Origin of the sequence: Microvirga ossetica, assembly GCF_002741015.1 — a bacterium.
Taxonomy (GTDB): domain Bacteria; phylum Pseudomonadota; class Alphaproteobacteria; order Rhizobiales; family Beijerinckiaceae; genus Microvirga; species Microvirga ossetica.
Genome location: NZ_CP016616.1, coordinates 3,091,488 through 3,114,504, shown reverse-complemented (window position 1 = coordinate 3,114,504; position 23,017 = coordinate 3,091,488). Strand labels below are relative to the sequence as shown.

The 23,017-nt window shown below is 65.4% G+C and carries 26 protein-coding genes; 13 read left to right on the top strand and 13 right to left on the bottom strand.

The window, feature by feature from the left end; genetic code table 11:
• Positions 1 to 66: 66 nt before the first annotated feature.
• A complete protein-coding gene (locus BB934_RS14765; protein ID WP_099510303.1) occupies positions 67 to 1,170 on the bottom strand; it encodes a S1C family serine protease in 1,104 nt (367 codons plus the stop codon).
• A 208-nt stretch (positions 1,171 to 1,378) separates the two neighbouring features.
• Between BB934_RS14765 and BB934_RS14760 the strand changes: the two genes are divergently transcribed.
• The 5 genes from BB934_RS14760 (at position 1,379) to BB934_RS48555 (ending at position 5,348) form a co-directional block, all read left to right on the top strand.
• Entirely contained in the window at positions 1,379 to 2,224 is an 846-nt protein-coding gene (locus tag BB934_RS14760) for a DMT family transporter (protein WP_099510302.1), read from the top strand.
• Between the two features lie 78 nt (positions 2,225 to 2,302).
• Positions 2,303 to 3,028, top strand: coding sequence for a DUF4142 domain-containing protein (locus BB934_RS14755; RefSeq protein ID WP_099510301.1), 726 nt, complete (start codon positions 2,303 to 2,305; stop codon positions 3,026 to 3,028).
• Positions 3,029 to 3,146: 118 nt separating this feature from the next.
• A complete protein-coding gene (locus BB934_RS14750; RefSeq protein WP_099510300.1) occupies positions 3,147 to 3,701 on the top strand; it encodes a hypothetical protein in 555 nt (184 codons plus the stop codon).
• Positions 3,702 to 3,977: 276 nt separating this feature from the next.
• Positions 3,978 to 5,069, top strand: coding sequence for a TRAP transporter substrate-binding protein (locus tag BB934_RS14745; RefSeq protein ID WP_099510299.1), 1,092 nt, complete (start codon positions 3,978 to 3,980; stop codon positions 5,067 to 5,069).
• A 117-nt stretch (positions 5,070 to 5,186) separates the two neighbouring features.
• The gene (locus BB934_RS48555; protein ID WP_173909457.1) at positions 5,187 to 5,348 is read left to right on the top strand and encodes a hypothetical protein; all 162 of its coding nucleotides are present in this window, start codon (positions 5,187 to 5,189) and stop codon (positions 5,346 to 5,348) included.
• 185 nt (positions 5,349 to 5,533) lie between these two features.
• Here the strand turns inward: BB934_RS48555 and BB934_RS14740 are convergent, their stop codons facing one another.
• Positions 5,534 to 6,397, bottom strand: coding sequence for a DMT family transporter (locus BB934_RS14740; protein ID WP_099512872.1), 864 nt, complete (start codon positions 6,395 to 6,397; stop codon positions 5,534 to 5,536).
• A 298-nt stretch (positions 6,398 to 6,695) separates the two neighbouring features.
• On the opposite strand from BB934_RS14740, the gene BB934_RS14735 reads away from it, so the two are divergent.
• Entirely contained in the window at positions 6,696 to 7,586 is an 891-nt protein-coding gene (locus BB934_RS14735) for a YihY/virulence factor BrkB family protein (RefSeq protein ID WP_099510298.1), read from the top strand.
• Between the two features lie 76 nt (positions 7,587 to 7,662).
• On the opposite strand, the gene BB934_RS47095 is transcribed toward BB934_RS14735, so the two are convergent.
• The 6 genes from BB934_RS47095 to BB934_RS14710 form a co-directional block, all read right to left on the bottom strand.
• A complete protein-coding gene (locus BB934_RS47095) occupies positions 7,663 to 7,815 on the bottom strand; it encodes a hypothetical protein (protein ID WP_157934179.1) in 153 nt (50 codons plus the stop codon).
• 130 nt (positions 7,816 to 7,945) lie between these two features.
• Positions 7,946 to 8,167 carry a hypothetical protein gene (locus tag BB934_RS14730; protein ID WP_099510297.1) on the bottom strand — a complete coding sequence of 74 codons (222 nt, stop codon included), beginning with the start codon at positions 8,165 to 8,167 and terminating at the stop codon, positions 7,946 to 7,948.
• A 130-nt stretch (positions 8,168 to 8,297) separates the two neighbouring features.
• Entirely contained in the window at positions 8,298 to 8,522 is a 225-nt protein-coding gene (locus BB934_RS14725; protein ID WP_157934178.1) for a hypothetical protein, read from the bottom strand.
• A gap of 107 nt (positions 8,523 to 8,629) precedes the next feature.
• Positions 8,630 to 8,809, bottom strand: coding sequence for a hypothetical protein (locus tag BB934_RS14720; RefSeq protein ID WP_099510295.1), 180 nt, complete (start codon positions 8,807 to 8,809; stop codon positions 8,630 to 8,632).
• Between the two features lie 79 nt (positions 8,810 to 8,888).
• On the bottom strand, positions 8,889 to 10,832 hold the full coding sequence (locus BB934_RS14715) for a bifunctional 2',3'-cyclic-nucleotide 2'-phosphodiesterase/3'-nucleotidase (RefSeq protein WP_099510294.1): 1,944 nt from the start codon (positions 10,830 to 10,832) through the stop codon (positions 8,889 to 8,891).
• A gap of 237 nt (positions 10,833 to 11,069) precedes the next feature.
• Positions 11,070 to 12,221, bottom strand: a complete 1,152-nt coding sequence (locus tag BB934_RS14710; RefSeq protein ID WP_099510293.1) for a trans-sulfuration enzyme family protein — start codon at positions 12,219 to 12,221, stop codon at positions 11,070 to 11,072.
• A 71-nt stretch (positions 12,222 to 12,292) separates the two neighbouring features.
• Between BB934_RS14710 and BB934_RS14705 the strand changes: the two genes are divergently transcribed.
• Positions 12,293 to 12,802 carry a TspO/MBR family protein gene (locus tag BB934_RS14705; RefSeq protein ID WP_099510292.1) on the top strand — a complete coding sequence of 170 codons (510 nt, stop codon included), beginning with the start codon at positions 12,293 to 12,295 and terminating at the stop codon, positions 12,800 to 12,802.
• Between the two features lie 15 nt (positions 12,803 to 12,817).
• Here BB934_RS14705 and hpt read toward each other — a convergent pair whose 3' ends face one another.
• The gene (hpt, locus tag BB934_RS14700; protein ID WP_099510291.1) at positions 12,818 to 13,387 is read right to left on the bottom strand and encodes a hypoxanthine phosphoribosyltransferase; all 570 of its coding nucleotides are present in this window, start codon (positions 13,385 to 13,387) and stop codon (positions 12,818 to 12,820) included.
• A 394-nt stretch (positions 13,388 to 13,781) separates the two neighbouring features.
• Here hpt and ftsE point away from each other — a divergent pair, with 394 nt between their 5' ends.
• The 5 genes from ftsE (at position 13,782) to BB934_RS14675 (ending at position 17,830) form a co-directional block, all read left to right on the top strand.
• A complete protein-coding gene (gene ftsE, locus BB934_RS14695; RefSeq protein WP_418294693.1) occupies positions 13,782 to 14,501 on the top strand; it encodes a cell division ATP-binding protein FtsE in 720 nt (239 codons plus the stop codon).
• A gap of 4 nt (positions 14,502 to 14,505) precedes the next feature.
• On the top strand, positions 14,506 to 15,480 hold the full coding sequence (locus BB934_RS14690; protein WP_099510289.1) for a cell division protein FtsX: 975 nt from the start codon (positions 14,506 to 14,508) through the stop codon (positions 15,478 to 15,480).
• Positions 15,481 to 15,568: 88 nt separating this feature from the next.
• The gene (locus tag BB934_RS14685; protein ID WP_099510288.1) at positions 15,569 to 16,348 is read left to right on the top strand and encodes a YdcF family protein; all 780 of its coding nucleotides are present in this window, start codon (positions 15,569 to 15,571) and stop codon (positions 16,346 to 16,348) included.
• A gap of 73 nt (positions 16,349 to 16,421) precedes the next feature.
• Positions 16,422 to 17,189, top strand: coding sequence for a lysophospholipid acyltransferase family protein (locus BB934_RS14680; protein WP_099510287.1), 768 nt, complete (start codon positions 16,422 to 16,424; stop codon positions 17,187 to 17,189).
• Positions 17,190 to 17,470: 281 nt separating this feature from the next.
• Complete coding sequence (locus tag BB934_RS14675; protein WP_335645569.1) at positions 17,471 to 17,830, top strand: hypothetical protein; 360 nt, start codon at positions 17,471 to 17,473, stop codon at positions 17,828 to 17,830.
• Here the strand turns inward: BB934_RS14675 and BB934_RS14670 are convergent.
• Entirely contained in the window at positions 17,818 to 18,354 is a 537-nt protein-coding gene (locus tag BB934_RS14670; RefSeq protein ID WP_099510285.1) for a gamma-glutamylcyclotransferase, read from the bottom strand. The two genes, BB934_RS14675 and BB934_RS14670, sit on opposite strands and share 13 nt — an antisense overlap.
• A gap of 289 nt (positions 18,355 to 18,643) precedes the next feature.
• Here BB934_RS14670 and BB934_RS14665 point away from each other — a divergent pair, with 289 nt between their 5' ends.
• A complete protein-coding gene (locus tag BB934_RS14665; RefSeq protein ID WP_099510284.1) occupies positions 18,644 to 19,699 on the top strand; it encodes a DUF2125 domain-containing protein in 1,056 nt (351 codons plus the stop codon).
• Between the two features lie 182 nt (positions 19,700 to 19,881).
• Here BB934_RS14665 and BB934_RS14660 read toward each other — a convergent pair whose 3' ends face one another.
• Genes BB934_RS14660 through BB934_RS14650 form a run of 3 tightly spaced genes read right to left on the bottom strand, consistent with a single transcriptional unit; the run spans position 19,882 to position 22,817 of the window.
• Positions 19,882 to 20,832, bottom strand: a complete 951-nt coding sequence (locus BB934_RS14660; RefSeq protein ID WP_099510283.1) for a prephenate/arogenate dehydrogenase family protein — start codon at positions 20,830 to 20,832, stop codon at positions 19,882 to 19,884.
• Positions 20,825 to 21,931 (bottom strand): histidinol-phosphate transaminase, encoded by a 1,107-nt coding sequence (gene hisC / locus BB934_RS14655; RefSeq protein ID WP_099510282.1) that lies wholly within the window; start codon positions 21,929 to 21,931, stop codon positions 20,825 to 20,827. Before hisC ends, BB934_RS14660 begins: the two co-directional genes overlap by 8 nt.
• 46 nt (positions 21,932 to 21,977) lie before the next feature.
• On the bottom strand, positions 21,978 to 22,817 hold the full coding sequence (locus tag BB934_RS14650) for a chorismate mutase (RefSeq protein ID WP_099510281.1): 840 nt from the start codon (positions 22,815 to 22,817) through the stop codon (positions 21,978 to 21,980).
• Positions 22,818 to 23,017 lie beyond the last annotated feature (200 nt).

Genomic DNA, 23,017 nt, shown 5'->3' with positions numbered 1-23,017 from the left:
CGGCGGTCGTGAGGGAAAGTTGCGACCCGTCGGAAACAAAAAGACCGTCGACAGCGTTATTTCTATTCATGGCCTGCGATTCCGCGACACCTGCTCCCCCACATCGACGACGGCCACATCCAGGGTCCGGGACCGGTTGTCCCGCAGGATGGTGAGGGTCACCGTGTCACCGACGCGGACCTTTTCCAGCTTGTCGGTCAGATCGGACAGACGGCGCACCGGCTCGTCCTCGACAGCCACGATGATGTCGCCGATGACGCCTGCCCGCTGATCCACGCCGCGCAGGCCCGCGCGCTCGGCCGGCGAGCCCGGCACCACGCCTGCCACGATCACCCCGCTCACGCCAAGCTGGGCCGCGAGGGTCTCGTCGCCCGCGAGAATGCCGATGCCCGGCGTCGGCACGCGGCCGTTGCCGATCAGCTCCGGCACGACCCGGTTGACCACGTCGACCGGAATGGCGAAGCCGATGCCCGCATTGGTGCCCGAGGGCGAGAAGATCGCCGTGTTGACGCCGATCAGGCGCCCGGCGGAATCGAGCAGCGGGCCGCCGGAATTGCCTGGGTTGATCGCCGCATCGGTCTGGATCACGTCGGCCACCTCGCGCCCGCCGCTCGTGGGCAGGCGGCGCTTGAGCGCGCTGATGATGCCGGTGGTGAGCGACTGGTCGAGGCCGAAGGGGTTGCCGATGGCATGGGCCGTCTGGCCCACCTTGAGATCAGCCGAGCTTCCGACGGGCACCGGCGCGGGCAGACCGCCCTGACGCTGCACACGCAGCACCGCGAGGTCGTAGTTAGGCGCCTGGCCCACGACCTCGGCCGGTAGCACCTCGCCGGAGGCGAGGCGCACCACGAAGGAGGAGCCGTTCGCAACCACGTGATCGTTGGTCACCACATGGCCCGCATTATCCCAGAGAAAGCCCGTGCCGGATCCCGCCGGCTCGCCGCCCGCGGGACCACGGCCCTGCAGTGCCACGACCTGCACGACGGACGGGGCCACCGTCTCGAACACCTTGATCGTCGTGCGCTCGAGATCCGCGAGGTCGCCTCGCGCCGCTACCGGCCGCGGCTCCCGCGCCGAGAAGAGATAGGTGTTCACGTAAGGCTGAAGCACGAGGATCGCGAGCAGTACTGCCACCACCAGCAAGACGATTCGTGTCGCCCGATCCTGCATTGTGCCTCCCGCATCAAGTTAACCCATTCACAACGGACACGGTTGACCGAAGTTCACCTCAAATCCGCAACCCCTGCCGGAGGAACCCTGCGATCACACCAAGCTGTTCCTGTCGACGATGCTAACGAGCGTGGCTGGTCGAGCTTCCCTCCGTGAACACCCTGAAATAACATCCGCCGGGCGCCCGCCTCTCACGACCCGATCGACAATGTCACCCGACGTGTTCGCCATCATTCTTGTCGCTGCCTTTCTGCACGCAAGCTGGAACGCCTTTGCCAAGGCCAGCAAGGGCGATCCCCTGGTTCAGGCCAACCTGATTGCCATCGGATCGGCCATCTCTGCGGTTCCGGCTCTGCTTGTCTCAGGTCTGCCCGATGCGGCCAGCTCCATCCATGTCCTGGCATCGGCGCTGATTCACGTGGCCTATTTCGTCCTGATCGGCCTCGCCTACCGCTACGCGGATTATTCCGCCATCTACCCTCTGGTGAGAGGCAGCGCGCCTCTGTTCACCACGCTTCTTGCAATGCTCCTCTTAGGCGAAACACTCGCACCCTCGACGTGGGCAGGAATCGGCGTGTTGTGCGGCGGGATTCTCGGACTGGGCATCGATGCCGTCCGTCGTGGCGGGCTGAATGGCAGAAGCCTGATGATTGCTGGCCTGACCGCCGCGATTGTGGTCAGTTACACGCTCGTCGACGGTTTGGGAGCCCGCCTGTCGGGAAATTCTGCCGGATACATGCTTTCGATGATGACCATCACGGGTGCGATCATGGCGCTGGTGATGATCTGCTGCCAGAAAGCGGCTTTGCTCAGCACGCCGGCATCCTTGTGGGGCAAGAGCATTGCCGCAGGAGCCATCGCCAACATCTCCTATGGAACCGCCCTCTGGGCCATGACAAAGGCTCCTATCGGACTGGTCGGGGCCATCCGCGAGACCTCGGTCCTGTTTGCGGCGCTGATTGCCATGGTGGTCCTGAAGGAACGGTTCGGTATCGCCCGGTGGGTGGCAGCTTTCATGATCGTGGTTGGCCTGGGCCTCGCGAAATCCGGCTAGGGCCGGCATCTGGTGCTTCCGAACCAAACCCTCCTGCAAGCGTTCGCTCTCACGATCCCGTTTGCAGGAGAATCCTTCATGTCGCGCCGTCTCGTGATCGCCGGCCTCATAGCCGCCATCGCCATTCCCGCCATCGCCCAGCAGCAGAATCCCGCCATTCCCCAGCCTGCCACGCCGCAGCCGGCCGAAACGCAGGTCAATCCGGCACTCGGGCAGAATGCGCAAGAGCGCCAGCAGCGCGTTCAGCAGGGCGGCGCACCGCAGGACACGCAGACGCCCGCGCGTCAGGGTCAGGCCAACAATGCGCCGGCCGCCATGGGCCAGCAGCAATCCCAGGCCGACCGGCAGTATGTTCAGCAGATGCTGGCGCTCGGCACCGTCTCGCTGCAGCAATCGAACTTCGCGCACGGCAAGGCGCAGCATCCGCGCGTGAAGCAGTTCGCGGAATTCGAGATCGGCGAACAAAATCTGCTCGCCGACATCATGCATTCCTTCGCCGACCCGAATGCGACGGCCTCCACGACTCAAGGAGCGCGGCAATCCGCGGCGACCGCGCCGGAACTGCCGCAAAAGGATGCGCAGACCATGGAACGTCTCTCCAAGGCGCAGCCGGGTGCAGCTTTCGACAAGGACTACGTTGCACTGCAGATCCAGGGTCATCAGGAGCTGCTGAAGCTGCAGGAAAGCTATCTGCCGCAGAGCGCGGGCAATCGCGAGATGACCAACGTGGCCAAGCTCGCGCAGGGGCAGATCAAGGAGCATCTGGTGCTGCTGCAGGACCTTCAGAAAGAGCTCGGCAAATAGGAGGTTGCGGCCCCGCTTCTTCACGGATGCGGGTCCGGAACACCCATCCTCGACAGGACGTTGCCCACTGGAATTGCGGACTGCATGAGGTCTGCCCAATCGCGAAGAGGAACAGCCCATGGCGCGAGACAAGCGCGGACAGCCCACCGAGCCTGATGTGGACGAGGTGATGAACGAACTGGCGCAGCAGGAGACCAGCGAGGATTTCATCGCCGGCCCGACCCAGCGCAACGATGTCGGCAACGCCAAGCGTGCCGCAGCCAAAGCCACCGGCGCCATGGGCGCCTCGAAGAAGCTCGACCCCGACCTCGATATCGACCATGTGGACGACAATCGCGTGACGAGCGGCTCGAAGGCGGGCCTGCGCTCGTTCAAGGACGTTCCGCCGGAGAAGGGCGCGAGCGATGCAGGCTTCGAACTCTCCAACGAGGAGATCGCCGAGAGCGTGAACACCACTGCCACCAAGAGCCCGGCCCCGCGCGGAGCCCAGACCGAAGGCTCGACCGGCCCCGCCGGCATGAGCGGCGGCGCCACTTCCCGCGCCCGCGTGCCGGCGCCGGGCAATGTGGTGGACGTGCCCAAGGGAACCCTGGTGCGTGGCAAGCCTTCCACCGGAGACCAGAAGCCGCCGAAACGCTCCGCCCGCGCCGAAGGCAGCTCGAAAGAACGGTAACCCTCAATCCGATCCATTCGTCATCCCGGACGCCGCAGGCGATCCGGGATCGTTCAACAGGTGAATCGCAACCACTCCTCTCCCTTCTCGGGGGAGGATTTCAGCGACTCATTCTGCCGGCGATCCCGAGTTCCGCTCTGCGTCTCGGGGATGACACCGATGACGACGCCGCATAACTGCCCCAACGGAAGATGGAGTGACATCAGCCCTCCTCCCGCTTTATGGATTGTTCAGCCGAACCGGCAGTGACGACATAAATCGGTCGAGGAAATGCTCATGGATAGAAGAAAAGTTCTCAAAGGCGCAGGCTTGGCAGCGGTTGCAGGCACTGTGGCCTCCCCCGCCATCGCGCAGGCTCAGCCGGATATCCGCTGGCGCATGGCCTCGGCCTATCCGAAGAGCCTCGACACCCTCTTCGGCGCGGGCGAGATGATCTCCAAGCGCGTGGCGCAAGCGACCGACAACAAGTTCCAGATCCAGCCTTTTGCAGCGGGCGAGATCGTCGGTGCTCTCCAGACCCTCGACGCCACGCAGAACGGCACCGTCGAGTGCTCCTATACCCTGTCGAGTTTCTTCATCGGCAAGGATCCGACCTTCATGTTCGACACCTCCGTGCCGTGGGGCATGAACGTGCGCCAGCACAATGCATGGATGTATTACGGCGGCGGTCTCGAGCTGATGCGCGAGTTCATGAAGGACTACAACGTGTTCCCGATCCCAGCCGGGCAGACGGGCGCGCAGATGGGCGGCTGGTTCCGCAAGGAGATCAAATCCATCGCAGACCTGCAGGGCCTCAAGATGCGCATCGCCGGCATGGGCGGCCAGATCATGGCCAAGCTCGGCGTGGTGCCTCAGGTGCTCGCTGCGGGCGACATTTATCCGGCGCTCGAGCGCGGCACCCTCGACGCGGTGGAGTTCTCGGGCCCCCATGACGACGAGAAGCTCGGCTTCGTGAAGGTCGCTCAGTACTATTATTATCCGGGCTTCTGGGAAGGCGGCGCACAGCCCTCGCTCTACGTGAACATGAGCAAGTGGAACGAGCTTCCGGCCAACTACAAGGCCATTCTCGAAGCGGCCTGCGCCGAAGCCAACGCCATGTGCGTCGCAAAATACGATGCCCAGAATGCGGATGCGATCCGCCGGCTCGCGGGCCAGGGCGTGCAGTTGCGTCCCTTCCCGCGCGACGTGATGGAGCAGAGCTACAAGGAAGCCTACAAGCTCTATGGCGAGATCGCGGCCTCCAACGCCAAGTTCAAGAAGGTGTATGAGTCCTGGAACGCTTTCCGCGAGAAGGAGCTGACCTGGTTCCGCATCGCCGAGCTGCCCTTCGACTATTTCGTCAATCAGCAGCAAGGCCAGCCCCGCTAAAGCATCCCAAGAGCTCAAGACGGCGCCGAAAGGCGCCGTTTTCGTTTGCGCGCGAAAAGGATCGAAGCTTGACCTGACACGTTGTCCTCTCGACCCAATCCTCACGACGGAGACATCATGATGGACCAGGACCGCAAACAGGACGCCTCGAAGGACAAGAACGAGCGCAAGGACGACAAGCAGTCGGAGAAGAAGAAGCACCAGGACGAGCTGCTCGACGAGGGCGTGGAAGAGACGTTCCCGGCAAGCGACCCCGTCTCGGTGAAGATCTCGAAATAATGCGATCTCAGAGGCTGGCTCATAAAACACCACCTCATCCTGAGGAGGTCGCGCAGCGACCGTCTCGAAGGAGGATCCAGTGCTCTCTGGAACCTCCTTCGAGACGCAGCTTTGCTGCTCCTCAGGATGAGGACAGAGATTGATGAGCCGGCCCCCCGGGGATACGCTCCAGGACTTGTTGCGTTTCAGTTCCGGCTCGCCACCGCGACGCCCAGCGCCGCGAGCGCCATGCCGGCGAGCTGGATCGGGCTCAAGGTCTCGCCGAACAGGGCGAAGGCCATCAGCGCTGCGACCGGCGGCACGAGATAGAGCAGCGTCGCCACGCCCACCACCGCTCCCTGCCGGATCAGGAAGAGCAGTAGGCCGATCGCGCCGATCGACAGGCCGAACACCGCCCAGGCAAGCGCGCCCAGGAGCGGCAGGGTCAGCTCCATATGCCCTTCCTCGATCAGGAGCATGAGGGGCAGGGTCACGGCGGCGGCGCCGATATACTGGATTGCCGCATTGACCCGCAGATCGAGTTTGCTGCCCGTGCGCTTCTGCCAGATGGTGCCGAGGGTGATGGAGAACATCCCGAGCACGCAGATGCCGAGCGCAAGCGGCGGAACGCCGCCGCCGAGCTTCGGCGCCACCACGAACGCGGCGCCTAGGAAACCGATGCCGATGCCGATCCAGCGTCCGCGCGAAACCCGCTCGCCCAGGAGCGGCCCGGCGAGAAGCCCGGTGGCCAGCGGCTGAAGGCCGGCCACCAGGGCCGAGATCCCGGCGGGCAGCCCGTGCTTCACCGACCAGAACACGCCACCGAGATAGAGCCCGTGCAGGAGAACGCCGGCGATCAGGCTGTTGCGCCAATCGTGCCAGTTGCGTGGCCAGGACACCCGCGAGACCGCCACGATGACCGCGAGGACAAGGGTCGCCAGCACATAGCGGACGAACAGGAAGGTCAACGGCTCGGCATAGGGCGCCACGAACCGCGCCACGATGAACCCGGTCGCCCAGATGAGCACGAAGAGCGGCGGAGCGAGACGGGCGAAGATTGTGGGGTTCATGGCGGGAATGGAATCGAGACCTGAAATTCTAGGTGCCTTGTAGGCTCCCGGCTCGATCCTTGTCGATGCGCGAAGCCTCATCCAAACGTCGACCTCAATGGCGCTGCCGTATCACCTCTCCTTGAGGGAGAGGTCGCGCCGGAGGCGCGGGTGAGGGGTTACGCCTTATCCGGATGAACCTGCGCCCCCTCACCCTCGCTCCGCTCGACCTCTCCCCACCGGGGAGAGGTGAAGGAAGCGTTCCTTCCTTGCCCTCGGCCTTCGTCGCACCATCTCCAGCAGCCTGGAGACCCTTCGTTTGAACCGCCTGCGCCTCTCGCTCGAACTCCTCGCCATCGCCTCCACCCGCTTCGTGCTGCACGACGCCTGGGCGATTGCGAGCCATATCGCCCTTTCGGTCCTGACCTCGCTGTTTCCGTTCCTGATCCTGGTGACGGCGCTGGCCAGCCTGTTCGGCACCGGATCGCTTGCGGACGAGGTGGCGGATATCGTCCTCGAGGCCTGGCCGCAGGAGGTCGCGGGGCCGATCGCCAGCGAGGTGCACCGGATCCTTACCGGCCGGCGCAGCGATGTGCTGACCCTCGGCCTGGTGCTCGCGCTCTATTTCGCGTCGAGCGGCGTGGAGAGCCTCAGGGTCGGGCTCAACCGCGCCTATGGCGTGCGCGAGACCCGCGCCTGGTGGCTGACGCGGCTCGAATCCATCGCCTTCGTGATCGCCGGCGCCTTCATGCTGATCGCGCTGGCTTTTCTCGTCGTGCTCGGCCCCTTCATCTGGCGCGGCGTGCTCTCCTGGGTGCCGGCTTTAAAACCCTTTGACGGCCTGATCGCCTTCCTGCGGATCGGCGTGGCGACCATCGTGATCGTTGCAGGGCTTCTGCTGTCCCATAAGCTCGTTCCCGCGGGACGACGGAGCTTCCGCGCGGTGCTGCCAGGGGTGGGCGTGACGCTGGCGCTGTGGCTTCTCGGCGGCTTCGCCTTCAGCTGGTATCTCGAATTCTATCCCGGCGCCTATGCCTCGACCTATGGCGGGCTTGCGACCGCCATGGTGGCCCTGATCTTTCTCTACACGCTCGGCGCGATCTTCCTCTTCGGCGGCGAGCTCAACGGCACGATCCTCCTCGCCAAGCGCCGTCGGCTCGGTAAGGAGCCGACGCCGGAGAATCTGGGCGACGTGATCACGCTGCCTTAGGCCCCGCCGGAAAAGGAGAGCGCGCCTCCAGCATCGGAACCGATCCCAAAAGCGGGTCCACTTTCTGGTTCGATGCTTAGGCCCATATGAACCCGAGCTTGTATACCCACAGAACCAACACCAAGGCTACGACGACCGCGAGCCAGTTCAAGGACCGGTCAAGCAACAGGTTGAAGGTCGCCTCGGTGGAGATACCGAGCTTCTTGTTTGGGGGCATATCGACTGGCATCGCTGGTTCTCCAAAGCCCGCAAAGCTTCGAGACGCGCCATGCGCCCAAAAGGGCAGCGGCCGACTAGGGAACCGCTGGTGGATGCACCATACGACGGCAAGGCACCATTTGTAAGAGCGTATCGGCGCTTTAGCAGAGATCGCGTGTTGTCCGGGTCGGCAGCGGCGGGAATGAGCCCACCAGTTCAGCGTTATGCCAAAGCTCCACGCGGCATGACTGAGCCAGGCAACGGGCCCATTCGGTGGCAAGTTCGCGGTCTTCACTGTTCAGGTGGTAGATCACGAAGGCTCCGGTGCAGCGATTGATAATCAGCGCTTCATAGCCTTCGACCGAGCGCGATTGCATATTCATGGAAAGCCTCGAAAGTGAGAGAGTTTCGAGGAGCAGGATTGCGCCTGAAAGAGCAGCCTTCCGCAAGCCGCCGATTCCCGAGATCTAAAACCGCAATGCGGCTTTTTAGGAGATCGCTCGGGCAGATCGGCTAGATGTTGATCGAGCCGCCCGATCTTGCGCGGGCGTCGCCGATTTGGCGGACGAGCTTGTCAGCGGCCTCCCCACTCACATGAATTCGGACAAGGGTCCATTCCCTTTCCGACTTCCACATGCGGAAGGAGAGCTTAAAGCCGTCGCCGTCCCTTTGCGCATCGGCATGAGTCGCATCGGGCAGGTTGTAGGGTCCGAGTCCGTCGAAGGTGAGCTGTCCCACGTTTCTCTCCGATCGCATGCGTCTGCATCCCAACGGCCCGGAGCCTGACAGGTTCAGATACCCGATTGACGGTGATGCGCCAGAATCGGCGCGGTGCGCATCCCGCTTCAGAGATTCGGTGCAATTCTCCATTCGAGCTTCGCGGAGGCGGCCGGCCGGGTGTTCGGGGCAAGGCCGTAGCCGAGCCTGACAGTGAGTTCGGACCGGGAGCGGTCCGCAGGAGAGATCAGCAGGGCCCGGCCGATGATCTCAAAGCGACGCAGCGCGCCATCATGCAGGTTTGGCACTCATCTTTCCTTCATCGTTGCACGAACGAAAACGGCCGGGCGTGAGCCCGGCCGTTTCGCATTCCGCTTGAGCGAGCGATCAGCTCACGATGCGGTACTTCACGAAGCCTTCCGGCGCATCGCCCATCTTCTCGACCTTGATGCCCGCCGGCTGGTAGTTGGCGGCGTTCGGACCGGTGGTGAAGGTCATGGTGACGCCGGCGGGAGCCGCGAGCGACCAGGAGCCGTCGGCCTTCGGCGCCACTTCCTTCTTCTCGATGATGTAGCGCATGATCGCGTCGCGGGTCAGATCCGGCGCCTCGAACACGATGGTGGTGCCATCCGCGCCGGGGAAGTTGCCGCCGCCGCCCGCGCGGTAGTTGTTGGTCACGACGATGAACTGCTGATCGTCCGTCACCGGCTTGCCGTTATAGGTCAGTTCCTTGATGCGGTGCGCATCGGCGTTCACGACCTTGCCGTTGTCGTCGTAGCGCGAGGCTTGCGTCGGATCGATCTTGTACTGCACGCCGGCGATGACGTCGAAATTGTAGGCCGGGAATTTTTGATTGATCAGCTCCTGCTCGCCACCCTTCGCGACGTCGATCTGGTTGTAGACGCCGGCCGAGCGCTCGAGCCATTCGCGCACCTGGGCGCCGGTGATCTTCACCACGCGGATCGTGTTCGGATAGATGTAGATGTCCGCCATGTCCTTGATCGCGAGCGGACCGGGCTTGATCTCGGTGAAGTAGTTCGCACCGCCGCGTCCGCCGGCCTTGAAGGGCGCTGCCGCAGACAGAATCGGCAGGTCCTTGAAGGCGGAGGCTTTGAGCTGGTCGGCCACGTACCAGGCCTGCGCCTCGGCGACGAGCTTCACGGAGGCGTCGTCCGCCACGAGCGAGTAATAGGAGTGGATCGGAACGGCGGTCGTGCCGACGGGCTCGCGCACGTATTTCAGCGTCGCGTCGTGGCCGGCCTGCGCCGCCGCCATCACGACGGCGTCGGAATCGACCTTCGGCACGATCTTGCGATCGACGCGGTCGTAGATCGGGCGCGCCTCGGTGCGGAAATTCGCGACCTTCCAGGCATTGCCATCCTTCGTCAGCTCGAGATCGATGAGGCCGAGATGGCTGCCCCAGAAGCCGGCCATGACCGCGGGCTTGCCATGCAGGGTGCCGGCCTTCACGTCGACGCCAGGGATGTTGTTGAACTCCTTGCCGCCCGGGAAGGTGAGATGCTGGTGGCCGGTGAGGATCACGTCGATGCCGTCGACCTTCGCGAGATGCAGTGCCGCGTTCTCCTCGCCGCCTTTCCGCTCGCCGCCGGCGATGCCGGAATGGCAGAGCGCCACGACGATATCAGCGCCGGCCTTCTTGAGATCAGGCACATGCTTGTTCGCCGCATCGACGATGTCGATGGTGGTGGCCTTGCCGTCGAGATGCGACTTGTCCCACTGCACGATCTGCGGCGGCACGAAGCCGATCACGCCGATCTTGATCTTCTGCTTCGCACCGGATTCGTCGGTGAATTCGCGGTCGAGCACGAGCCACGGCTTCTGCAAGGTCTCGCCGTTGGCCTTGATCACGTTGGCGCAGACGAGCGGGAATTTCGCCGTGCCGATGGCGTTCTGCAGGAAGTCGAGGCCGTAATTGAATTCGTGATTGCCGAGCGTGCCGCAATCGTAGTTGAGCTCGTTCATGGCGGCGACCATGGGGTGCACGTCGCCGGGCTTCATGCCCTTGCGATAGGCAACGAAATCGCCGAGCGGCGAGCCCTGGATCAGGTCGCCGTTATCGAAGAGCAGGCTGTTCTTGGCCTCGGCCCGGGCGCCCTTCACCAGCGTCGCGGTGCGCGCGAGGCCCACCGTATCGTCCGCCGCGTCGCGATAATAGTCATAGGGGAAGATGTTCACATGGAGGTCGGTGGTCTCCAGGATGCGGAGCTTGACGACCGGACCGGCGGCCCAGGCGAAGCGGGGCATTCCGGCAATGGCGGCGGCGGCCACGCCCGTCTGAAGGGCGCGGCGGCGAGTGATGGAGTGTGTCATGGTCTTCCCTCGGCTTGTCTTTTTGCGAAACAGCGTTCGCCTGTAGCGGAGAGAAGCACAGGTTTTATGACAAGATCAATATAGCTGGCTAAGGGGCACCCGTAATCCACTGGCCTTGCCGTGCCACCCTGTCATCCCCGGCGGTCCGTAGGACCGGGAAGGGGATCCACGATCAAGCGCAGCGCTATGGATTCCCTTCCCCTTCGCTATGCTCCGGCCGGGAATGACACGGGAGCGCTACCCCCTCAACGCCTCATCAAGATCCCGATAAAGATCCTCCACGTCCTCGATGCCGGTGGAGAGGCGCAGCAGGTCGGGCGGGCACGGGGTGCCGGGCCCCTCGATCGAGGCGCGGTGCTCGATCAGGCTCTCGACGCCGCCGAGCGAGGTCGCGCGCTTCCACAGGCCGACCCGCGCCGCGGTGCGGATCGCGGCGGCCTCCCCTTCCGAGACCTGGATCGAGAGCATGTAGCCGAAGCCGTTCTCCATCTGCCGGGCGGCGATGTCGTGGCCGGGATGCTGCGGCAGGCCGGGATAGAGCACGCGGGCAACCTTGGGATGATTGGAGAAGCGCTGCGCCAGATCGAGGGCGCTTTTCGCCTGGGCGGCCGTGCGGACATGGAGCGTGCGCATGCCGCGCATCAGGAGATAGGCCTCGAAGGGGCCGAGGATCGCGCCCTGCATCTTGCGGATACCCGCGACCCGCGTCCAGAACGCGTCCGCCTTCGCGCCGGCGAGCACGCCGGCCACCACGTCGGAATGGCCATTGAGCACCTTGGTAGCCGCATGCATGACGATGTCGGCGCCGAGGTTAAGCGGTCGCGTGTGGATCGGCGAGGCGGTGGTGGAATCGACCGCGAGCCGCGCCCCGGCCTTGTGTGCGATCTCGGCGGCACCGGCGATGTCGGTGATCGTCCAAAGCGGGTTCGAGGGCGTCTCGACCCAGACGAGCTTGGTCTCGCCGGGCTTCACCGCCTCGCGCAGGGCCTCGAGATTGTCCGTCTCCACGAAATCGACCTTGAGACCCCAGCGCACGGCCTCCGTCATCAGCCAGCTGCGCAGGGCCCAGTACATGACCTTGGAGGCGACGATATGGTCGCCCGGATCGAGGGCCTGGAACACGGCGGTCGCCGCAGCCATGCCGGACGAGAACAGCAGGGCACCGGCCTCGGCCTCCTCGAGCATCGCCAGCACTTCCTCCGCCTCGCGGATGGTGGCGTTGTCCGGCCGGCCATAGACGAAGCCGGAGGAATAGGCGTTGTCCTCGTCGCGGATATAGGTGGTCGCCACATGGATCGGCGGCACGACCGCCTTGGTGATCGGGTCCACATGGCCCATGGCCTGAGCGGTCAGGCTGCGCTTCGACCATGGGGAACGCGATGACGACATAGGGGAACCTCCGCAAGCGTGACAGGTTGCATCACAGGAAACGACGCGCCGTCTTTAAAGGGAATTCGCGCATGCATACAGACCAAACTGTGCCGGGCAGCCATGCAATGCCGCCGCTGCCGCGCTTTCTGGTGACCGTGCTGCCGGTGGTGGCGGTGGCCGTGTCGGCAAGCCTGATCACGCAGCCGAACATCCCGACCTGGTATGCGAGCCTCGCGAAGCCCGGTTTCACGCCACCGAACTGGGCCTTCCCCGTCGCCTGGACGCTGCTCTACGTCATGATGGCCTATGCGCTGTGGCGCATCCTCGCCCTGCCGGAGAACCGGCCCGGCCGCGCGGCGGCGATCGTCGCCTTCTTCGTGCAGCTCATCTTGAACGGGATGTGGTCCTTCGCCTTCTTCGGCGGCAAGAGCCCGCTCGCAGGCCTTATTGTCATCGTCGCCCTGATCGTCGCGATCCTGGCCACGATCCGCGCCTTCTGGCGGCTCGACCGCACGGCCGGCCTCCTGCTCCTGCCCTATCTCGCCTGGGCTTCCTATGCGACCCTGCTCAACGGGACGATCTGGCAGCTCAACGGCTGATCGGACCGGCTTTCCTTACTCCGGCTTGTCGAACAGGTCCGGGCTGTTGTCGAGGTGATCGACGACGCCGACGAAGGGAAGCTGGCGATAGGAATGGGCCACGTCCATGCCGTAGCCGACGACGAACACATCGGGGCAGGTGAAGCCGACATAATCCGGGTGGATCGACACGGCGCGCTTGCCGGGCTTCTCGAGCAGCAGGGCGGTCTTCACGCTCTTGGCCCCGCGCGCCATCAGGAGGTCCTTGGCGAAGGTGACCGTTCGGCCGGATTCGAGGATATCGTCCACGAGCAGCACGTCGCGTCCCCGCACGTCGCTTTCCACATCGCGCAGGATCGCGACATTGCCCGAGGAGACGGTGCCGTCGAGATAGCTCGACAGGTGCACGAACTCGACCTGCGGCGCCAGGCCAGCGCGGTGCAGGGCGCGGATCAGATCGGCGGCGAACATGAAGCTGCCCTTGAGCACGGCCACGACGAGCAGGTTCTCGGGCTTGTCGGCCGCGATCTCCTGGGCCAGCGCCTCGTTGCGCTTGGCAATGGTGCCTTCATCGAAGAGAACCCGGATGCGGGGGGCAGAGGTCATCGCGATCGTCCAGAAAAACCGAAAATGTTTGCGCTCGCCTCTTCACGACCATGCTTGGCCAAGGATGTCAAACGGACTTGCGGACTTTTGAGGATGATGAGCGCTCATCCCCTCTCCCGGGCGGGAGAGGGGCAGGGGTGAGGGCGTGCGGTCTCAAACTATGGCTCCGACTTCGGTGCCTGGGAGATGTAAGCCTCGGCATCTTATCCGGCACCGGCCTGCCCTCACCCCGGCCCTCTCCCACACGGGAGAGGGAGAGACGTCCTGCGGCAATGTCCCGCGAGAGGTTCGCTTCCCGTGGCCGCCTGCCGAGTTTATGGCTTGCTAACCATGACGGGGCGATAAGGAAGCGAATCGCGGATTTCTCCCGCCACAGGACCGGCAACCCCCAAGGATGGCTAGAGCACGCGTGAGGGCGCTTTACGACGAGGACTACGACGAGAGCGCGGCCCCGGCCGTGCATTTCGAGAATGTGGGCGTGCGCTACGGCATGGGTCCCGAGGTCCTGCGCGACCTGACCTTCTCGATCGAGCCCAATTCCTTCCAGTTCCTCACCGGCCCCTCCGGCGCCGGCAAGACGACCCTGCTTCGCCTCATCCTGCTCTCGGTGAAGCCGACCCGCGGCCTGATCTCGCTTTTCGGCGAGGACGTGTCGCGCATCTCCAAGGATGACCTCACCGGCGTCCGCCGCCGCATGGGCGTGGTGTTCCAGGATTTCCGCCTCCTCGACCACCTGACCACCTACGAGAACGTCGCCCTGCCCCTGCGCGTGCAGGGCAAGGAGGAGGCGAGCTATCGGGCCGAGGTGGTCGAGCTCTTGCGCTGGGTGGGCTTGGGCGACCGCATGCACATGCTGCCGCCGGTGCTCTCCGGCGGCGAGAAGCAGCGCGCGGCGATTGCCCGCGCGCTGATCGTGCGCCCCGACCTGCTGCTCGCGGACGAGCCCACGGGCAACGTGGACCCGTCGCTGGCCCGCCGCCTCCTGCGCCTGTTCATCGAACTCAACCGGCTCGGAACCTCGGTCGTCATCGCAACCCACGATTTCAGCCTCATGGATCAGCTCGACGTGCGCCGCCTCGTGCTCGGCGACGGCCGTCTGCATATCGACGGGTGAGTGGATGAGCGCTCCGCAACCCCGCCTGAGAAAGCCGGCCGCGCCCGCCGCGGCGCAGAAGCGCTCCCTGCCCGCTTCCCTGAGCCGGAACGCCCCCCTCGTGCCGGTGGATTCCGCCGGCGGACAGGCGCTCGCCGCCGTCATCGCCATCCTGACCTTCCTCGCTGCGCTCTGCGCCGGCGGCGCAGAGCTGGTCTCCGCGAGCTCCGCCCAATGGCGCTCGGAGATCGCCCGGGAGGTGACGATCCAGATCCGCCCCAATGCCCAGCGCGCGATCGACCAGGACGTGGACCGTGCCGTGGCGCTCGCCCGGCAGGTGCCGGGGGTGGAGCAGGCCCAGGCCTTTTCCAAGGAGGAATCGGAGCGCCTGCTCGAGCCGTGGCTCGGGACCGGCCTCGACTTCAAGGACCTGCCGGTGCCGCGCCTGATCGTGATCAAGATCCGGGAAGGCGCGAAGCCCGATTTCGCCCCCCTCCGGCAATCCCTGCAGCACGAGGTTCCCGGCGCGACCCTCGACGATCACGCCCTGTGGGTGTCCCGGCTCTCGACCATGGCCAACACCATCATCGGCATCGGGGTGGTCCTCGTGGTCCTGGTGCTCGTGGCCGCGGGGCTTGCCGTCATCTTCGCCACCCGCGGCGCCATGGCGGGAAACCGCGAGGTGGTGGAGGTGCTGCATTTCGTCGGCGCCAACGACGACTTCATCGCCAAGGAGTTCCAGCGCCGCTTCTTCCGGCTCGGCCTGCGCGGCAGCGTCATCGGGGCCGGCGCTGCCCTGCTCCTCATCCTGATCCTCGGCTTCGTGTCCCGTTCCTGGCGCGCGAGTCCCACGGGCGACCAGATCGAGGCGCTCTTCGGGGCGTTTATCATCAGCTGGAGCGGCTATGCGGTGGTTCTCGTCATCGCGCTGCTGGTGGCGCTCATCACGGGCATCGTCTCGCGCTTGACTGTGAGACGCTTTCTTAACGAAAATGGTTGATGGTGACGGTTAACCGGACCCCGCGCACGATCCGATGCTAGAGAGGGCTGCCTCTTCCTTGCCGCAATCTCCATTACATTCGTCGAGGATGACCTCGCGAACGCAGAGTTGGGTAGCGCCGGGCGCCATGGACACCACGGAAGCCGTCGGCTGGGGCTGGACGACTCCCGCATCCCCCAAGCCGCCTGTGCGGCGGTCCCTCCTGAGACGCGGTCTCGCCTTTTGCTTCTGGAGCGCCACTGCGTTCCTGGTCGTCGGCCTTCTCGGCTTTCTCGGCTTCGTCTACAGCCTCGACCGGTTCGAGCAGCCGCCCGAAACCCGGGCCGACGGCATCGTCGCCATGACGGGCGGCGCGCAGCGGATCGGCGACGCCATCGATCTGCTCGCCAAGGGCTACGCCAAGAGGCTCCTGATCTCGGGGGTAAACGAGAACACCAGCCGGGACCAGATCGCCCGCCTCAACCCCGGACAGCGGCGGCTGTTCGATTGCTGCGTGGATCTGGACTACCGGGCCCGCAACACCATCGGCAACGCCATCGAGACCCGGCGCTGGGCGGAGCGGAACGGGTTCGACGCCCTCATCGTCGTGACCTCGAACTACCACATGCCCCGCACCCTGGTGGAGCTCGACCACGCCCTGCCGAACCTTCAGAAGATCCCCTATCCGGTCGCGGCGACCATCGATCCGCACGAGTGGTGGCACAACCCTTCCGTCACCCGGGTGATCTTCACCGAATACCTCAAGTTCCTTGCGGTCTGGCTCAGGACCCGCTTCGAGGGCGACCCGGAAAGGTCCTCCGTGGCGCAGATCATCAGCGGCGGCTCTCCCATCAAGGGACAGCTCATCGCCGAACCGCTCTGGCGCTAGAGCCCCAAGAAAAAACCCTCTATGGTTCCGCGCTCGCGGAGCCTCACGCTCCGCTTTTCGTTTTCAAGAAGCCATGCTGATCGTCCGCTCCCTGCTGTTCAACGTCGCCTTCTACGCCAACCTGATCCTGTGGCTGATCATCCTGATCCCGGGATTCCTGGTGCCGCGCCGGGTTTTCATCGAGCTCGTCAAGGTCTGGGGTCGGACCTCCCTTTGGCTGCTGCGCGTCATCGCCGGAACCAAGGTCGAGATCACAGGCCTCGAGAAGATCCCGCCGGGCGGGGCCCTGGTCGCAGCCAAGCACCAGTCGTTTCTCGAAACCTTCACCCTGGTGACGCTCTTCGACGACCCGACCTACATCCTCAAGCGCGAGCTGATGTGGATCCCCTTCTTCGGCTGGTATCTGGCGAAGGCGCGCTGCGTGCCCGTCGACCGCAAGGCGGGATCGCTCGCGCTGGTGCAGATGACGGCGCGGGCAAAGAACGAAGCCCAGCACGGGCGCCAGATCATCATCTTTCCCGAAGGCACGCGCCGGGTGCCGGGCGCGCCGCCGGCCTACAAGTACGGCGTGGCGCATCTCTACCAGAATCTCGGCTTCCCCTGCATTCCGGTCGGCATGAATTCGGGCCTGTACTGGCCGCGCCGCCAGTTCATCCGCCGTCCCGGAACGATCCGCATCGAGGTGCTCGAGCCCATCGCGCCGGGCCTTCCGCGCGAAGAGTTCTTCAAGCTGCTGCAGGAGCGGATCGAGGAATCCTCCAACCGGCTGCTGGACCAGGGCCGGAAGGAGCTCGGCCTCGGCCCCGCCTCCGCCTCGGAGGCGTCGCTGTCGAAGGCGTGAGGGTGATCTCACGTCATGGCCGGGCTCGTCCCGGCCATCTCGACAAGGAAAGGCTCGGCGAGCAACCAATCGGGATCACCGGCACAAGGCCGGTGATGACGAGAGCGCCCGATCACCGCGATGTGCCAAAAATCACGCAAACCCAAGCGCAGCCAAGCTTTCAGCGACTTGACGACTCAGCCGCCGATTCTTACATATAAGAACATATGGCGAACAAACGAACCATATCCTGGAACGCGGCTATGCGGGATCTCCGCAACGACCGAATGCGGAGGACGGGTGTGCGCGAGGAAAGGCTACGGGCGACCGCAGGGCTTCGGTCCTCTTCCACCCTCAGTTCCTGGCGCGGCCATTCGGGACGCCGCTACATCGTCGGCGTGCATCCGCTCAACGAGGCGGAGCTCTTGGAAGTGACCGACGCGGTGATCCTCGCCGTGAAGCGCGACCGGACCGGCACCGGCATCGTGGTCGACGCCGCCATGGCGGCCGCGGATCCCAGCGAGGGGACCCGGATGCGCTGGCTCGGCAAGGTCCGGGAGCGCGGAGCCACCGAGCTGCACATCCACCGCCTTGCCGCGACGGAGGCCGAACGCCGCGCCATCTTCGAGGATCTGCGCGAGAACGAGACTCAGGTCTCCTGAGCGAGCGAATCGACGATCCGGTGCAGCACCGGATCGACCACGTGCATGCCGATGAGATGGTCGTAGGTCGAGCGCACGTAATCCGGGTTGCGGCCCGAGATGCCCTGCCCCTGCCGCACCAGCCTTAACACCTCCTCATCGGACAGCCGCCCGGCATATTGCCCATGATTGCGGTCGACCACATAGGCGAGCGCGCGGACCCGACGCGCATCCGCGAGCCGCACAGACAGGCGCCGCTCCAGATAGACCGACGTGACCTGCTCACGGTCCCGCAGATACTGGATCGTGGCCTGCTCGTTCTCGGGCGCGACGCGGAACGCGACCCCGTGACAGCGCCCGCCCCGGTCGAGCCCGAGGACGAGCCCCGGATGCTCCGGCGTGCCGCGATGCACGTGGGAGAAGACGCAGAGCGAGCGGTGATAGCCGTAGAGATGGGCATGGGCGCGCTCCACGAAATCGAAGCCCGGCCGCCACATGAGCGAGCCATAGCCGAAAACCCACAGATCCTCTGAGACGTCCTTCATGTCGCGATGCCCGAACCCTGTTTGCTCGGGGCCTATATCATCGCTCCCGAAAGCCGGCACCACTTTTGGGGCGAAATCGCCGCTTAGTCTCGGGAGAAGCATCATCGCTCTCGCAAAAGTGGGTCCACTTTTGCGCCCGAGGCGCTAGAGCATCGGACCCAAAAGTGGACCCACTTTTGGGATCCAATCCGATGCTCCGCTCTATGAAGAGCGCATCGTTGGATGCGGAAAACCGGGTCCACTTTTCCGCACGATGCGCTAGAGGTACGGCACCACAACAGGAGTTCGCATGGATCAGGCCGCCCCGGTGGGACATGTTCGCCGCAGCCGTTTCTGGCTCTACACCCCCTTCGTTCTGCTGCTTCTGCTGGCCATCGCCTGGAGCATCGCCTGGTTCGTGATCCGCAACCGCACGGCGGAAGCGCTCGACGGCTGGATCGCGGCGGAGGCGCGCGGCGGACGGCAATGGACCTGCGGCGACCGCACCATCGCCGGCTACCCGTTCCGCATCGAGATCGTCTGCAACAGCCTCGACCTGAAGCGCGGCGCCATCACCGCCTCCTTCGGGCGCACCGAGGCGGTTGCCCAGGTCTATCAGCCGCGCCGCATCATCACGGAGGTCGCGGGGCCCTTGCGCGTCAGCGACGGCAGGGTCACGGTCGACGGCAGCTGGGACCTGCTGCAGGCCAGCATCAACGCCTCCCCCACGGGAGGATTGCAGCGCCTGTCGCTTGCCGCCAACGGGCCCAAGGTGAGCATCACCGGGCTCGGCACCGGCGAGATCGCCGGATCCGGCAAGCACCTGGAGCTTCACGTGCGGCCCAACCCCTCGCGCACGGCCGAGCAGGCCCGGGACGTGGCGGCCTCGGTGACGGAAGCCCGCATTCCCATCCTCGACGCACTGATCGGCGGCGCGGAGCCGACCAATCTCAATGCGGATATCACCGTCACGCAGGCCGACGGCTTCAAGGGCGGCACCATCGTCGAGGAGCTGGAGCTCTGGCGCAATGCGGGCGGCAAGATCGACATCCTGATGCTCGCGGCGGACAAAGGCCCGCGCCGGATCGAGACCAAGGGCGAGCTGCGCCTCGACGAGCAGCATCGGCCGGCAGGCCAGCTCACCCTGTCTGCCGCCGGCCTCGACGGGCTTCTCGGCAACCTCACCGGCGGCCGAGTCGGCGGCAATCTTTTAGGGATGCTATTGGGACAGGGCCCGCGCTCGGCGCAAAGTCAGCCCAACGCCAAGCCGCAGCTCGCCACCCTGCCGCCCCTGCGGCTCGAGAACGGCCTGCTCGCTATGGGACCTTTCGTGATCCCCAACGTGAGGCTGCAGCCGCTTTATTGAGGGCAATCGTGCATTTCCCTCCCCCTTGCGGGGAGGGATTAAGGGTGGGGTCGCAAAGCCATAACTCGGAGGGGATGCAGTGAGCCTGAAGGCTGCTGCAGCATCCCACTCGTGGATCGTTCACCCAGCCGCACCACCCCCACCCCTGCCCTCCCCGCAAGGGGGAGGGAGGAGGCGCAGCCTTAAGTCTTGTCCTCGCGCCGGCGGCCGAAATCGGGCTCCGGGGTTTCCTGGCCCGACGAGATGATGCCGCGGCGGATGGCGCGGGTGCGGGTGAAGAGGTCGAAGAGCTTGTCGCCCTCGCCCCATCGGATGGCGCGGGCCAGCAGCGCGATGTCCTCGTTGAGGCGACCCAGCATCTCCAGCACGGCCTCGCGGTTGTGCAGGAAGACGTCGCGCCACATGGTCGGATCGGAGGCCGCGATGCGGGTGAAATCGCGAAAGCCGCCGGCGGAGAACTTGATCACCTCGCCCTGCGTGACGGTTTCCAGATCCGCCGCCGTGCCGACGATGTTGTAGGCGATCAGGTGCGGCACGTGGCTGGTGATGGCGAGCACGAGGTCGTGGTGCTGTGCGCTCATGACCTCCACGTTGGAGCCCATCGCCTCCCAGAAGGCGCGCACGCGTTCGGTGGCCGCCTCGTCGGTGCCATCGGGCGGTGTGAGGATGCACCAGCGATTGTGGAAGAGCGTCGCAAAGCCCGCGTCGGGTCCCGAATGCTCGGTGCCCGCCACCGGATGCGCCGGCACGAACGACACTCCTTTCGGCAGATGCGGCTGCACCTGCGCGACCACGGAGGCCTTCACCGAGCCCACATCGGACACGATGCAGCCGGGCTTGAGCCCCGGGCGCATGGCCTCGGCGACTTTTCCGCAGACGCCGACCGGCACGCAGAGGATGACGAGATCCGCATCCGTCACGCCCGCAGCCGCGTCGGTCGTCGCCTCGTCGGCGATCCCGAGCTCGCGCACCCGCGCGACCACCGACTCGCTGGCATCGATGGCGACGATCGTGCGCGCGAGATTGAGATGCCGCGCGGCGCGGGCGATCGACGAGCCGATCAGGCCGAGGCCGACGAGGGCGATGCGCTCGAAGAGCGGCGTTTCATGCGGAGGACCGAGACGCTCAGGCATGCTGGCCGCCTACAAAATCGCGCAGAGCTGCCACCACGAGGCCGTTCGCCTCCTCGTCGCCCACGGTCAGGCGCAGGGCGTCGGGGAGGCCGTAAGCATCGATCCGGCGCAGGATCAGCCCGCGGCCGGATAGAAACGCGTCCGCGTCCTTCGCCGTCCTGCCCGCGTCTTTCGGGAAATGGATGAGCAGGAAATTGCCGACGCTCGGCGTGACCTTGAGGCCCAAGGCCTCGATCTCGCGGGTGAGCCAGGCGAGCCATTTCTCGTTGTGCTCGACGGCCTTCGCGATATGGGCCTCGTCCTGGATCGCGGCGATGCCGGCGGCCATGGCCGGGCCGCTGACGTTGAACGGGCCGCGGATGCGGTTGACCGCGTCGGCGATGTGGGGCGGCGCCACCATCCAGCCGAGGCGCAGGTTGGCGAGGCCGTAGATCTTCGAGAAGGTGCGGGTCATCACCACGTTCTCGGAGGTGGCAACGAGCTCGAGCCCGGACTCGTAATCGTTGCGGCGGACGTATTCCGCATAGGCCGCATCGAGCACCAGCACCACATGCGGCGGCAGGTTCGCGTGCAGGCGCTTCACCTCGTCGAAGGGGATGTAGGTGCCCGTCGGGTTGTTAGGATTGGCGAGGAAGACGATCTTGGTCTTCTCGGTCACCTTCGCGAGGATCGCGTCCACATCGGTGCGCAGGTCCTTTTCCGGCGCCACGACGGGGATGCCGCCGGCCGCCAGGATCGCGATGCGATACACGAGGAATCCGTGCTCGGTGAAGATGCCCTCGTCGCCCGGACCCACATAGGCATGGGTGATCAGCGCCAGGAGTTCATCGGAGCCCGCGCCGCAGATGAGCCGGTTCGGATCGAGCCCATAGCGTGCCGCGATCGCCTCGCGAAGCCGGGTGGCGCTGCCGTCCGGATAGAGCTCGAGATGGTCGAAGGTCCGGATCGCCTCGGCCGCCTTCGGCGAGGGGCCGAGCGGGGTCTCGTTCGAGGAGAGCTTATGGATCTTCGCAACCCCTGCGGCCTTGCTCTTGCCGGGCACATAGGCCTCGATCTGCATCACGCCGGGACGGGGCTGGGGACGGGTGGACATCGACACTTCCTAGCAATCGTTACTGGGGACACGCTCTAGCGCAGGTCGGATTTCATTTCACGCGGAAACGTTCGGCATGGCTGCCGATCTCGGCGAGCTGGGCGAGGCTCGCGCCCGCCTTGGTCAGCGCGGCCTTGAGCGCGGCGGGCTCGACGCTGCCCGGCACGGCGATGAGCTCGGAGAGCCCGTGGGTGTCGGCGGCGCTCGCCACCACCTCGCCGCCGAGGTGGGTCAGGGCCTCGTTGGCGCCCTTGTGCCAGCGCTCGAACTGGGCGGCATAGAGCACCACGTCGCGCACGGCCGCATCGGTCAGGGGCTTCGAGATGACGAAGACCGGAGTGCCGGCCGGATGGCCGGGACGCTCGATGAAGGGCAGGCGCGCGATGATCTTCGGGCGACGCTTGTCGGCGAGCGTGCGCCACCAGGCGCCGCTGGTCGCGCCCTGGTCGAGGCGGAAGATGCCGAGATCGCCGCGGGAGGAAGCCACCGCCTCGATCACCGCCGCTGCGCTCGGGTGGGTGACGTAGGGCACCGTGAAGCCGAAATGGAAGCGGGCCGAGTCGCGCATGGGCGCATCGCCGCCGGAAATGTCGGCATGGACGGAGTAGCTGGACTGGACATAGGTGAAGGTGCCGATGATCACCCGCCAGATGCCCTCCACCGTATCGAGCGGCAGGAGGCCCCCGTGACGCTCGGCGAGCGCCCTCATCATCGAGGCCTCGCGTCCGGGACGGAAGGCGGAGCTCAGGCCCGCCTTGGAGGCCTTCTTGGAGGCGATCAGCCGGTCGATGATGGTGCCGCGCTCCATGAGCAGCCGGTGCATCGCCTCGTCGATGCGGTCGATCTCCTGGCGCAGATCGGCAAGGTCGGGCGCGGGCTTCTCGGCGGACATGGGCTTGGATCCTTGGGGTCGGGCGCCTTTCTTTGGCGTTTTTGGCCCGGCTTGTCATCCCCGATCGCGCGCCGCGGATCGCCTGGCAGGCATACCTATGGAGGAATGGCCTCGCACCTTAAGGCGCGAAGGGCTTTTGGGCTGATCCTGGCTTGTCTCGATAGGTCGAGGGAAGCGCGGGACTTGGATGTGCTTCGCCG

Coding starts and splice junctions, on each gene's coding strand:
- BB934_RS14765 (WP_099510303.1), bottom strand. CDS start 1,170: ATGCAGGATCGGGCGACACGAATCGTCTTGCTGGTGGTGGCAGTACTG.
- BB934_RS14760 (WP_099510302.1), top strand. CDS start 1,379: ATGTCACCCGACGTGTTCGCCATCATTCTTGTCGCTGCCTTTCTGCAC.
- BB934_RS14755 (WP_099510301.1), top strand. CDS start 2,303: ATGTCGCGCCGTCTCGTGATCGCCGGCCTCATAGCCGCCATCGCCATT.
- BB934_RS14750 (WP_099510300.1), top strand. CDS start 3,147: ATGGCGCGAGACAAGCGCGGACAGCCCACCGAGCCTGATGTGGACGAG.
- BB934_RS14745 (WP_099510299.1), top strand. CDS start 3,978: ATGGATAGAAGAAAAGTTCTCAAAGGCGCAGGCTTGGCAGCGGTTGCA.
- BB934_RS48555 (WP_173909457.1), top strand. CDS start 5,187: ATGATGGACCAGGACCGCAAACAGGACGCCTCGAAGGACAAGAACGAG.
- BB934_RS14740 (WP_099512872.1), bottom strand. CDS start 6,397: ATGAACCCCACAATCTTCGCCCGTCTCGCTCCGCCGCTCTTCGTGCTC.
- BB934_RS47095 (WP_157934179.1), bottom strand. CDS start 7,815: ATGCCAGTCGATATGCCCCCAAACAAGAAGCTCGGTATCTCCACCGAG.
- BB934_RS14730 (WP_099510297.1), bottom strand. CDS start 8,167: ATGAATATGCAATCGCGCTCGGTCGAAGGCTATGAAGCGCTGATTATC.
- BB934_RS14715 (WP_099510294.1), bottom strand. CDS start 10,832: ATGACACACTCCATCACTCGCCGCCGCGCCCTTCAGACGGGCGTGGCC.
- BB934_RS14710 (WP_099510293.1), bottom strand. CDS start 12,221: ATGTCGTCATCGCGTTCCCCATGGTCGAAGCGCAGCCTGACCGCTCAG.
- BB934_RS14705 (WP_099510292.1), top strand. CDS start 12,293: ATGCATACAGACCAAACTGTGCCGGGCAGCCATGCAATGCCGCCGCTG.
- hpt (WP_099510291.1), bottom strand. CDS start 13,387: ATGACCTCTGCCCCCCGCATCCGGGTTCTCTTCGATGAAGGCACCATT.
- ftsE (WP_418294693.1), top strand. CDS start 13,782: ATGGCTAGAGCACGCGTGAGGGCGCTTTACGACGAGGACTACGACGAG.
- BB934_RS14690 (WP_099510289.1), top strand. CDS start 14,506: ATGAGCGCTCCGCAACCCCGCCTGAGAAAGCCGGCCGCGCCCGCCGCG.
- BB934_RS14685 (WP_099510288.1), top strand. CDS start 15,569: ATGACCTCGCGAACGCAGAGTTGGGTAGCGCCGGGCGCCATGGACACC.
- BB934_RS14680 (WP_099510287.1), top strand. CDS start 16,422: ATGCTGATCGTCCGCTCCCTGCTGTTCAACGTCGCCTTCTACGCCAAC.
- BB934_RS14670 (WP_099510285.1), bottom strand. CDS start 18,354: ATGAAGGACGTCTCAGAGGATCTGTGGGTTTTCGGCTATGGCTCGCTC.
- BB934_RS14665 (WP_099510284.1), top strand. CDS start 18,644: ATGGATCAGGCCGCCCCGGTGGGACATGTTCGCCGCAGCCGTTTCTGG.
- BB934_RS14660 (WP_099510283.1), bottom strand. CDS start 20,832: ATGCCTGAGCGTCTCGGTCCTCCGCATGAAACGCCGCTCTTCGAGCGC.
- BB934_RS14650 (WP_099510281.1), bottom strand. CDS start 22,817: ATGTCCGCCGAGAAGCCCGCGCCCGACCTTGCCGATCTGCGCCAGGAG.